This window comes from Rhizorhabdus sp. (genome assembly GCF_018006725.1).
Classification (GTDB): Bacteria; Pseudomonadota; Alphaproteobacteria; order Sphingomonadales; family Sphingomonadaceae; genus Rhizorhabdus.
In genome coordinates this window covers 1-10,070 of the sequence record NZ_JAGMXV010000174.1, presented here as the reverse complement: position 1 = coordinate 10,070, position 10,070 = coordinate 1, and the positions used below count along the sequence as shown (strand labels likewise).

The 10,070-nt window shown below is 62.6% G+C and carries 16 protein-coding genes and 1 pseudogene; 6 read left to right on the top strand and 11 right to left on the bottom strand.

Translation table 11 applies throughout. The features are described 5' to 3' along the window. Positions 1-209 precede the first annotated feature (209 nt). Entirely contained in the window at positions 210-680 is a 471-nt protein-coding gene (locus KAY22_RS19795) for a Dps family protein (RefSeq protein ID WP_296624985.1), read from the top strand. Positions 681-851: 171 nt separating this feature from the next. Here the strand turns inward: KAY22_RS19795 and KAY22_RS19790 are convergent, their stop codons facing one another. The 4 genes from KAY22_RS19790 to KAY22_RS19775 are packed head-to-tail and all read right to left on the bottom strand — an operon-like array spanning position 852 to position 2,057. Beyond that, a complete protein-coding gene (locus KAY22_RS19790) occupies positions 852-1,049 on the bottom strand; it encodes a hypothetical protein (protein ID WP_152523690.1) in 198 nt (65 codons plus the stop codon). After that, positions 1,046-1,621 carry a Fic family protein gene (locus tag KAY22_RS19785; RefSeq protein WP_029995689.1) on the bottom strand — a complete coding sequence of 192 codons (576 nt, stop codon included), beginning with the start codon at positions 1,619-1,621 and terminating at the stop codon, positions 1,046-1,048. The genes KAY22_RS19790 and KAY22_RS19785 overlap by 4 nt, the downstream gene beginning before the upstream one ends. Further along, positions 1,621-1,830, bottom strand: coding sequence for a hypothetical protein (locus tag KAY22_RS19780; RefSeq protein ID WP_029995690.1), 210 nt, complete (start codon positions 1,828-1,830; stop codon positions 1,621-1,623). The genes KAY22_RS19785 and KAY22_RS19780 overlap by 1 nt, the downstream gene beginning before the upstream one ends. 38 nt (positions 1,831-1,868) lie before the next feature. Beyond that, positions 1,869-2,057, bottom strand: coding sequence for a ribbon-helix-helix protein, CopG family (locus KAY22_RS19775; RefSeq protein ID WP_296624984.1), 189 nt, complete (start codon positions 2,055-2,057; stop codon positions 1,869-1,871). 99 nt (positions 2,058-2,156) lie between these two features. On the opposite strand from KAY22_RS19775, the gene KAY22_RS19770 reads away from it, so the two are divergent. From KAY22_RS19770 to KAY22_RS19750, 5 genes are read left to right on the top strand one after another with little or no spacing between them, the layout of a single operon-like run. After that, on the top strand, positions 2,157-2,435 hold the full coding sequence (locus tag KAY22_RS19770) for a multiubiquitin domain-containing protein (RefSeq protein ID WP_029995691.1): 279 nt from the start codon (positions 2,157-2,159) through the stop codon (positions 2,433-2,435). An 11-nt stretch (positions 2,436-2,446) separates the two neighbouring features. Further along, positions 2,447-2,836, top strand: coding sequence for an E2/UBC family protein (locus KAY22_RS19765; protein ID WP_296624983.1), 390 nt, complete (start codon positions 2,447-2,449; stop codon positions 2,834-2,836). Beyond that, entirely contained in the window at positions 2,833-4,218 is a 1,386-nt protein-coding gene (locus tag KAY22_RS19760; protein WP_296624982.1) for a ThiF family adenylyltransferase, read from the top strand. Before KAY22_RS19765 ends, KAY22_RS19760 begins: the two co-directional genes overlap by 4 nt. Further along, positions 4,215-4,550 carry a DUF6527 family protein gene (locus tag KAY22_RS19755; protein WP_152523620.1) on the top strand — a complete coding sequence of 112 codons (336 nt, stop codon included), beginning with the start codon at positions 4,215-4,217 and terminating at the stop codon, positions 4,548-4,550. Before KAY22_RS19760 ends, KAY22_RS19755 begins: the two co-directional genes overlap by 4 nt. Next, positions 4,547-5,443, top strand: a complete 897-nt coding sequence (locus KAY22_RS19750; protein WP_029994251.1) for a hypothetical protein — start codon at positions 4,547-4,549, stop codon at positions 5,441-5,443. The genes KAY22_RS19755 and KAY22_RS19750 overlap by 4 nt, the downstream gene beginning before the upstream one ends. A 66-nt stretch (positions 5,444-5,509) precedes the next feature. Here KAY22_RS19750 and KAY22_RS19745 read toward each other — a convergent pair. From KAY22_RS19745 to KAY22_RS19715, 7 genes and pseudogenes are all read right to left on the bottom strand, one after another. Beyond that, a protein-coding gene (locus tag KAY22_RS19745) for an IS5 family transposase (protein WP_152523625.1) occupies positions 5,510-6,267 on the bottom strand; the annotation gives its coding sequence in 2 pieces (ribosomal slippage) (positions 5,510-5,934 and positions 5,934-6,267; 759 coding nt in all). A 166-nt stretch (positions 6,268-6,433) separates the two neighbouring features. After that, positions 6,434-6,667 carry a helix-turn-helix domain-containing protein gene (locus tag KAY22_RS19740; protein ID WP_081611121.1) on the bottom strand — a complete coding sequence of 78 codons (234 nt, stop codon included), beginning with the start codon at positions 6,665-6,667 and terminating at the stop codon, positions 6,434-6,436. Continuing rightward, the gene (locus KAY22_RS19735) at positions 6,664-6,879 is read right to left on the bottom strand and encodes a DUF2274 domain-containing protein (RefSeq protein ID WP_003039657.1); all 216 of its coding nucleotides are present in this window, start codon (positions 6,877-6,879) and stop codon (positions 6,664-6,666) included. Before KAY22_RS19735 ends, KAY22_RS19740 begins: the two co-directional genes overlap by 4 nt. Position 6,880: 1 nt before the next feature. Continuing rightward, positions 6,881-8,077: a TrbI/VirB10 family protein gene (locus KAY22_RS19730; protein WP_029994255.1), complete on the bottom strand. Its 1,197-nt coding sequence runs from the start codon at positions 8,075-8,077 to the stop codon at positions 6,881-6,883. Beyond that, complete coding sequence (gene trbG, locus KAY22_RS19725) at positions 8,074-9,018, bottom strand: P-type conjugative transfer protein TrbG (RefSeq protein ID WP_029994256.1); 945 nt, start codon at positions 9,016-9,018, stop codon at positions 8,074-8,076. Before trbG ends, KAY22_RS19730 begins: the two co-directional genes overlap by 4 nt. Further along, positions 9,015-9,833 (bottom strand): conjugal transfer protein TrbF, encoded by an 819-nt coding sequence (gene trbF, locus KAY22_RS19720; RefSeq protein WP_003039666.1) that lies wholly within the window; start codon positions 9,831-9,833, stop codon positions 9,015-9,017. The genes trbG and trbF overlap by 4 nt, the downstream gene beginning before the upstream one ends. After that, positions 9,833-10,070: pseudogene (locus KAY22_RS19715) on the bottom strand (P-type conjugative transfer protein TrbL); the annotation flags it as partial. The gene trbF and the pseudogene KAY22_RS19715, both read right to left, overlap by 1 nt.

Sequence of the window (10,070 nt, the reverse complement as noted above, 5' to 3'; positions counted from 1 at the left end):
CGGACGATCGAGATCGACCTGCTGCAGGCGCTGGGCGAACCGGCCCCCGAACCGCTGGAGCCCGACCGTCGCAACATCCTCTGGTAGAGACGGAAAATGTACCGCCTGCGTCGCTTTCGCTTGGGCGGTAATGACGGGGCCGTTATGACCATCGTGAACCCGCTGCCTCTGCCCGTCGGGCGTTGGCGGCCGCATCCGGGAGGCAAGACATGGTCAATATCGGTATCGACGAGCAGGATCGGAAGACGATCTCGGACGGGCTCGGACGCCTGCTGGCGGACACCTACACCCTCTATCTGACGACCCATAATTTCCACTGGAACGTCACCGGGCCGATGTTCAACAGTCTGCACGCGATGTTCATGGCGCAATATACCGAGTTGTGGACTGCGGTCGACCCGATCGCCGAACGCATCCGCTCGCTCGGCTTTCCGGCCCCCGGCTCCTATGCGCAATTCTCCGAACTCAGCTCGCTTCCCGACGCGCCGACCACGCCGCCCAAGGCGCTGGAGATGGTCGCGATCCTCGCCAAGGGCCACGAGGCAGCCGCCCGCACCGCGCGCTCGCTCTATCCGGCCGTCGAGAAGGCGAGCGACGAGCCGACCGCCGACCTGCTGACCCAGCGCATCGGCATCCACGAACAAACCGCCTGGATGCTGCGCGCGCTGCTGGAGGAGTGAGGGGTGAGGGGGGCGGGTGAAAGCCCGCTCCTATAGGAATGCCGGAAAAACAGCGGCTTTGCTCAGGCCCCATGTATCGCAATGTGTGAGAGCGCCGATCGGCGGCGTAAACCATTAATTCTGCAACCAAGTCGCTAGAAAAATGGTGCCAGGAGAGGACTCGAAAAGGGTTCAGGAGCCCCAGAAATCTCCCGTTTTCGAGAACTGGTATAGGCCGATACCTTCACCGATACCCTCGCACTTTTTTGCTGAGAAGGTTCGAGTCCCAAAGGTGCAAATCGCGGACTTCGCGCCGCCGATTCGCAGCGCCATGATTTGAGCGGTCAGGTTACGCAGTCGGTCTGAAAGGATGATGTCCGACAGGCTCATCGGAGCAAGATTCTGAACTCCGCAACCAGCGGTTCAAGATCGCCATCATAGCTTGCAACCATCGCGGGCAGAAATGTGTCTCGTTTGACGCGCGAGAAATCCAACGGATATCCAGCCCGCTCGCCGAGCATCGCCGCGAATGAGAGCTGGGAGCGCCCATTGCCTTCACGGAACGGATGGATCGCGTTTAGCTCGCCAAGAAACCGCGCCATCTCGGCGACAAAGACCTCTGCATTCGCTGCTGCCATGGCGGACGGAAGCGTGGCGAAAAGCCGCTTCATCTCCCCATCGATATATTCCGGAAAGCAGAAGGGATTACCACCTTTTGCCGTCCGAACGGTGCGGTATTTGCCGGCCCAGCTGTAGACGTCCTGGAATAGATGGTGATGAACCCGACGGTAATGGTTGGGATCATAGCGCCCAAGCGGCAGCGGCTCGCGAGCCCGCAGCGTTGTCATTTCAAGTTCGAACGCCTCGAGTAGTGCCGGATCGCGCAGCCCGAGCTTATTCTTGAGAGTGGGACTGCCCTTGTAAGCGTAAGGGTCGTCGAAGGCGTCGTAGCCGACCGACATCACTTGCGCGTATTGGCGTCCTGGTAGGCTCGTATTACCTCGTAGCGCTGATCGTCTGCGGAGAGCTTACGCTTCTTCAAGTCGGAGAGACGCTTGCGGCTTGCCGCACTCAGTCCGATGCCCTCGACCGCCGTGATCGCGGCGAAGGTTCGCTGGCCAAGCACAACGCCGGAGTCGCTCGCCTTCAATCCCCTGTTGATCTTTTTCATATGTCTCCAACCGTTCCGGATATGCGCCGACCCACGCTCTAGCGGTCGAGCAGTTTACGCGCCTGCGAAATCCGGTCCTTGAGTCCAGCCTGAAAACTCGGATCACGCCGCAAAGTCTCGATGTGCGTCGAGATCGCAGCCCGGATGATGTCGGAGACTGGACGGTTTTCCACGCTCGCAACCGTTTCCAACGCGAGCGCCTGCTCCTCGGAAAGGCGAACCGTCATTGCCTTAGCCTGTTTCATGGCGCTGTTTTGCACCAAAACTTGCCGCTTGTCAATCCTATTGGTGGTGTGGTATCACGGTATCAAATTATGGAGGTGGCAATGAGTCCCGACAACGACGACAAGCAGCATGAACATCCCGATCGGCCGGAAAAGTTCGAAATCAAGATCGACCGGACGAACTACAAGGTGTCTGAGCCGGTGCTGACCGGCGCGGATTTGCGGCGCTTGCCCGAGCCCGACATCGGTCCAGAGCGCGACCTTTTCGAAGTGGTTCCGGGAGGCTCCGACCTAAAGATCGAAGCCGACACGAAGGTCGAGATGCGCAATGGTCTGCGCTTCTTCACCGCGCCAGCGCAGATCAACCCGGGCGCTCACTGAGGGGGAAGACAGTGTTGCCGCCAGACGACCATGACTACTTGCAAGCAAGGGCGCCGAGCCACATGGTGTCGCTCGACGGCGGCATGATCAACGTCGTTATCCCTTCCTTTCCGCTGCCGGCCGGGTTCACACTTGGCGCGTCCGATCTGCTGCTGCGGCTGTCAGCGGGCTATCCGGACGTGCCGCCCGACATGTGGTGGTTCGAGCCCGCAGTCAGGCGCGTAGATGGGCAAACCATCGCGGCGACTGAATCTCAAGAGGCGTATCTCGGTCGCACTTGGCAGCGCTGGTCTCGCCATCTTCAGCCCGGCCAGTGGCGGTCGGGCATCGACTCGATCGAGAGCTATCTTGCGCTGGTGCGCAAGGAACTCGATGCCGCCGCGATGGCGCGTGCTGCATGACTACGACGCTTGTAATCCCTGGCCCTATCGCGGATGAAATCACGGCCGCGACGCACAATCCGCTTGAAAGTGCGGGTGTTCTTCTCGCTCGCCGGGTCGAGACCGGTAAGGATGTCCGTCTCCTGAGCCGGGCGCTGCATTGGGTGCCTTCGTCGGCGTATACGGAGCAGAGCCAATATCACATGCTGATCGGCTCCGAAGGTTATGTCGGAGCGCTTGGAGCAGCCGAAACCGACAGAGCCATTCCTATTTGGTTTCACACCCACCCTGGTGACGGAGCTGTGCCGATCCCGAGCAAATATGACCGGCAGGTCGATCGTGACATTTCCGACCTTTTCCAACTGCGCAGCGGTTCGGCCTTCTACGCGACGCTGATCGCATCGCCGCAGAGCGACGGCTTTATCTTCACCGGCGAGATTGCGCCGGAAGGCGGTCAGGCGGTACCGATCGATCGCGTGTGGTCAGTCGGCGAACGCTGGCGGCTTCTACAGAACTTTACCCGCGACACGACGGCGCCCGCCACCATCTTCGACCGGAATGTGCGCGCGTTCGGGCCGGACATCCAGCATGTGCTTGGCGATCTGCGCGTCGCCATAGTCGGCGCCGGCGGCACCGGTTCAGCTGTTGCCGAGCAACTTGTCCGGCTCGGCGTGCGGCACCTCCTGCTAGTCGACAGCGACATTCTCTCCGCGAGTAACGTCACCCGCGTCTTCGGCTCGACACCGCGGGAGGTCGGCCAACCGAAAGTTGACGTGTTGCGGGCGCATCTGATGCGGATTGCTCCCGATCTCATCTGCTCGACAATCCAGGGCATGGTGACGGTGCAATCGGTCGCCCAAGCGTTGCGGTCGTCCGATATCGTCTTCGGATGCACGGACGATAATGCAGGACGATTGGTCTTGTCGCGATTGGCGACATTCCTGCTGACGCCGGTGATCGATGTAGGTGTGCTCCTAAGCAGCGACAGCGCCGGCGTCTTGATCGGCATTGATGGCCGGGTCACGACGCTCACGCCAGGCGCGGCATGTCTCGTCTGCCGCAATCGGGTCGACATGGCACGGGCCGCTGCGGAAATGCGGACGCCGGAGGAGCGGCAGCGGCTGGCCGACGAGGGCTATGCACCGGCGCTCGGCCAGGTAGAGCCTGCGGTCGTGGCGTTCACGACCGCTGTCGCGGCAGCGGCGGTCAATGAACTCCTCGACCGACTGATCGGCTATGGACCTCCGGAGCGCCCGAACGAGACCCTACTCAGGCTCCATGAACGCGAGATCTCGACCAACAGCGCAGCACCACGCCCCCGACATTATTGCGATATGGCGCAGGGCAAATGGGGAGCAGGCGACGAAGAGCCGTTTCTCGGCCAGTTATGGGGTGCGGAATGAAGATATCCTGGTGGCAATGGCTCCCATTCTGGCGTTGGCGTGTAATCGGTGTGACAGAGTCTGCCGATGAAGTTCCTGACCGTCTGCCGCGCAATGCGGTGACGCTTGTTGGTGATGCTGATCGGATAAAATGGATCGTCTTTGATTGTCCGTGCCGCACCGGGCATCGGATCATGCTCAATGCCGACCAAGCGCGGCACCCGAACTGGACGTTGAATCAGCTACCGCGACTAACCATCTCGCCAAGTATCGACTCGCGGGGCACCCAACGTCGATGCCATTACTTCATTCGTAACGGCCGGATTCTCTGGGCCAAGGACAGCGACCGATGAACGACGTTGAAGATGCGGGTGACGACCCGCAACCGATCACGCCGCAGCCGCCGAGGGCGATCGAGAAGACGCCCATGTTCACAGCGATGAATGCGGCACGCTATCAACGCCAAACTCTAATTCGCGACATCGAGGCCGACCAGCCCAAATTGCTCTGCTACGTCGCTGGCAACAAGGCGCCTGTGGACCGTATCGACACGCTGGGTTTCGTCGACATGCTCCACAACATCACACCCGGCGATCCCATCGATCTACTGCTCCACACGCCCGGCGGCGATGTCGATGCCGCCGAAAAGCTCATCACGCTGGTCAGAAGCGCTGCCGGCGAAGACGGGCAGCTGCGGGTGATCGTTCCGGACTATGCCAAGAGCGCGGGCACGCTCATGGCGCTGGGTGCCAACGCCATTGTAATGAGCGACTCCTCCGAGCTCGGACCGATCGATCCACAGGTTTCGTCCAAGGACGGTAATGGTTCCGACATGGTTTATTCCGTCCTGACCTATTTGAAAGCCTATGACGCGGCGCGGCGCGCGCTCGGGGAAGCGCCTGACGACCTTGCCAATCGCATCACCTTCGAGAAGTTTGACCCGACGATCGTGCGGAAGTTCCGGTCGGTTAGCGATCGAGCGCGGTCCTTCGCGGAAAACCTGCTCAAGCGCCGCGGAAAGAATTTCTCGAAGATTGCCAGCGAATTGATGGATATCGATAAATATCAGTCGCACGGCCAGATGATCGGTTGGGAAGCGGCAACCGAAATCGGGCTGACCGTCCAATATATTTCATCGACTGATTATATATGGCGAAAATACTGGGCGCTATACTGTCATTTGCGTCTCGCGATCGAAAGTGAACAGCGGATTTTCGAATCCAATTATGTATCACTTCTGCTATGACAGGCGCCAATCCCAACGCGCCTTCGCCTCAGATGACTGATGTGGCCTTTTAGGGTCGAGACTCGTTCAGAGCCAGAATGCGACGGCGGCAGCGAGGCTTACGGCTGACAGGAAGTTTCTTGCGAGCTTGTCGTAGCGGGTAGCGATGCGGCGAAAGTCCTTGAGGCGGCAGAACATGGCCTCGACCCTCCAGCGATCTTTGTAGCGTCGTTTGTCATACTGGATGGGGCGCTTACGGTTGCGTCGGCCGGGGATGACGGGGATGGAGCCCTGTTCGCGCAAGATAGCCCTGATGCGGTTGGCGTCGTAGCCACGGTCGGCGATCACTCGCTTCATTCCAACGGTTTCGCCGATCAGCAGGTCAGCGCCTTTCACGTCCGACGTGTTGCCCGGTGTCAGGACGAAGCGAAGTGGCCGTCCGAGGAGATCGACGAGTGCGTGGATTTTGGTCGTCCTGCCGCCACGCGAGATGCCAACGGCATTGGCTCGCGCCCCCCTTTTGCCCTACCGGCACTGCGGTGGGCCTTGATGTAGCTGCTGTCGATCTGTCCGGTTTCCGCGATCCAGCCTTCCTCGGTCAGCGCCGCCAGGATGCGGGTCCAGATGCCCCGGCGGCTCCACCTGTTCCAGCGGTTGTAGATCGTTGTCGCCGGGCCGTATTCGGTCGGACAATCAGCCCAGCGGCCGCCGCATTTGAGCATGTGAACGATGCCGGAGATTACCCTGCGATCATCGACCCGCCGCGCCCCGGGTTGGTTCTTCGGCAGGTGGGGCTCGATTGTGCCCCATGCTTCATCCGACAGCCAGAATAACGAACGCGACATCTCCAAGGGCCTCCTGCTTCAACGAAGCCCCCCTGAATCAATGTGCCAACAGATTTTCAATAGGCTGATTGAGTTTGGACCCTAGGCACTTGTGCCCATCGGATTATGCGACTGAAATACGCCAATGGTATATTTTGGCGTGATAATCCGACGATCCGGGCGAAAATCACCCGACTAGTCGTCGCAGACAACGATACGGAATGAACGTCGATCGACCGATCTTGACGGCTTCGATCTCACCAGACTTCATTAGCTCGTAAAGCGTCGTGCGCGGGATACCGGTGAGTTTGACGGCAGCCGAAACGCGGACGCTGATCGGTTCCGTAGGCAGGGTCCGCAATTCCTCCAGAGCGGCTGCCTTTTCGCGATCGCGCTCTTCGGGTGTCTTGCGGCGCGTCATGCTTTGCCTCGGCCGCGAACGAATGCCCGATCACTTTCGAGAAAGGCAGCGAGCATCGCCGGGATCAGTTCGGTCACCGGTTCTTCCCGCCCATAGGCCTGCGCATAGATTGCGGCATATTCCACCAGCGACTGATGAAGGTCAGGCAAGACCGATATGCTGAGCTTTACCGGGTTTCGATCAGGAAGCTGCGGCAGCTTTAATTCCGCCATGTCAGCTCTCCTTTCCTGCGAGCGCCAGCACAAGATCCTTGTGGACGACCAGCCGAACCGGCGCGCCGGGCCTGATCGTGATTGTCGGCTGAATTCCGAGATTGCGCTGGGTGATCTGGTCGCCAGCACGCGCAACATTGTCCTGCGTCGACATCCGTATCGCCTGTACGAGATCGCTCTGCCCGGACAACGCCAGCTCCGAACTCACGCCGAGCAGAGTCGAGAGCGCCACGCCCTTCAGAAGCTGCCAGGTGTGGAAGTCGACCTTGTCAGCGAGGCCGGCATAGCCCGAGGGATCTGTCGCCGGCACGTTGTCGATGCGTAGCGAGCTTCCGTCCGGCATGATGATACGCTGCCAGACAATCAGCGCCCGCTTCTGGCCGAAGGCGACGACGCTGTCATAGGAGCCCACTAGCCGAGCGCCCTGCGGAACGAGCAGCAATCGGCCAGTGGCGCTGTCATAGGTGTTCTCGATCACCTGTGCCGTGACCAGTCCCGGCAGGTCGGACCGCAGGCCCGTGATCAGACTGGCCGAGATCACGCTGCCCGCCGACAGCGTATAGGGCGACGGCAGCGGCGTGAGCGCATGCGGGTTCACGTCGCCTTTCGGATCCAGCGCCGCCACGAACGCGGTCTTGCGCCCCTGGGCATTGGGATCGCTTGTCGGGTCGAGTGCAACCTTACCAGGCTCGCTCGCGGGCGTTGCGGCTGGCGCGGCGATGGACGCTTCGCCAGTCGGCTGGGTCTGACGGTTCTGCACCAGCACCCCGGACTCGCGGGCCGCTTTCAGCTCGGCGAGCCGGCGTTCCCGCTCGGCCGCTTCCGCCTGCTGAAACTGCTGGTCATTCGGATTGACCGCCGTCGCAAGCTGCTGCTGCCGTTCGAGGATCGGCTTGCCAAGGTCGCCCGGGAGCGGCGGGCCGAGACGGGGCACGTCGCCGTATGTGGCCGGCGCACCGCTCAAGCCATCGCTCGTCGGCCGCACATTCGGCTGGGAGAGTTCCTGCTGGGCATCCCCGCGTTGGAACAACCGCGGCTTCAATGCCATCCAGGTCACGGCAATGAGGCTGACCGAGCCGATTGCCGCGATCGCGATGATCACGCCGCGCTTGAAGCGGATCGCGCGGGGCGGCCGCGCCCGGATCGCCAGCGTCTCCGGGTCGAGCTTGACGCTCGGCTGCGCAATGGCCTCGGTCACGACGCCCTCCGCCGCGAATTGGTCTCGCCGGAGCGGGTGATCCGCACGACGTCCTGACGCTTCAATCCAAGTCGCAGCTCGGCGGCCTCGAACAGCCGATCGACGACATAATAGCGCCCCTGCACTCGGTAGTTGACCAGCTGCGCGGTCCCCGTGCCATCGACGAGGAAGAGCGGTGGCGCCTCGCCGGTGCCCAGACCGGCCGGGAACTCGATAAAGGTCTGACGACCATCATCGAAGGCGCGGAGTGGCCGCCACGCCGGCTGATCGCCGGAGATGACATAGTCGAAATGGAGCTGGTCGACAGACAGGCCGGTTGCGACTGGCTGAGCGGCGCGGGTTCGATCCTCCGCCGCCTTCAGCGCGATGAGCTGGTCCTGCGGATAGGTCCATGACAGGGCCACCATCGCCGAGCGTTCGGCGCTCGAAAGCGCCAGATGGTAGGTCCGCCGGTCGGTAGTGATGATTATGTTCGTGGCGAGCCCGGCGGCAAATGGCTTCACCAGGACGTGCGTCCGTTTGCCTTCGCCGCTGCCGCTGGTCGTGTCGCCGATCACCCACCGAACGGTATCGCCGGCGGCGACCGCGCCCAGCGCTTCTCCCGGCTGCAGCGCAATGTCGGTCACTTGCCCGGGTGCCGTGAGAACGCGGAAAACCGCGCCATCGCTGAACGGGTAGACCTGGACCGCGTTGACATATCCGGCCGCGACGGGCTCCAGCGTCGCCGCGCGGTTGGCGGCGCGAACGCGCAGTTCCGCCGGCGAAGGTGGCATCCGCCGGTGCGGTTTCGTCCGCGGCCTCGCCGCCGGGATAGGCTGGGCGACGACCGGTGCGGCCACCTCCGTTGAGGACACGGGCGGCTGAGACGGCAGGAGGGGCGCGGTCTGCGCCGCCGCGATGCTGGCGCTGGCGACCAGGCCGGTGACGACAAGGGCTTTCATTGGCGGGTCTCCGTTTGCGGTTGCTGGGGCTGAGCGAGGTTCGGATCGAGCGGCGATCCGAACGGAAGGTTTGGAGCCGGGGCGATGGCCGGCCGCGCGGAGGGCGATGGCGCTGCGGGCGCCGTCACCCCCGGTTCCAGTTCCCGGCTCCAGTCGACGGCATCGACATAGAGCCCGAGCGGGTTGCGGCGCAGCGCATCGGCGCTCGCCGGAGCCTTGAGGACGACGGTCAGGATACCGGTCCAGTGCGCGGTCCCGGCCTGCGCTCCGCGCTCGTAGCTGGTCTCGATCCATTTCACCTGGAAGGACCGATCGGACGCGCGGACGACGCTCGTGACCTGCACCGAAACGGTTCGCTCGCCGACCCGACCGAACGGATCGGCCGCGCGGGCGTAGTCGCCAAGAAAGACCGCGCCACGCTTTGTGGTGAAGTCGTAGGCTGACAACCAGTCTTGCCGCATCAGCACCGGATCGAGCGAGACCGACCGCACGCTGGTGATGAAGCGACCGAGGAACCAGGCGATCTGCGGATCGGTCGGATGAAAGCCCGCCTCGGCTGCGGCCACGGCGCGGGGCTCGCCCAGCTTGTCGACCTCGACGACGTAGGGCACGACGCGGCTCTGCAGGGATTGCCAGAGCAGCCCACCCGACAGTGCGGTAGTGAGCCCGAGGCATCCGAACGCTATCAGCCGCCAGTTGCGGGCCTGGACGCGCGCGGATCCGATGCGATCGTCCCAGAGTTGCCCGGCGCGCTGGAAGGGCGTCTCGGGAATGGGCGATCGACCATAGCGTTGCACGGCACGTTTGAAGAGCATCAGTCGTCCCTTTCCTTGATATCGGGGGTGGCGCCGGCGCCGCCCCGGTCGCCTTGGCCAACAGCGTGGATTGCGGCCTGGCGGTGGTATCGGGCCGACGCCTGGTTCTTCATGGCCCGCGCCCAGCGGGGCATGCTCGATACGTCGTCGCCGGCGCTCGCGGCGGCGGGAGTGGTCCTGCCGACCATCGCGTTGAATGCGCCCTGTCGGCCGCTTTCTGCGGCTTCGCCGAGGCCG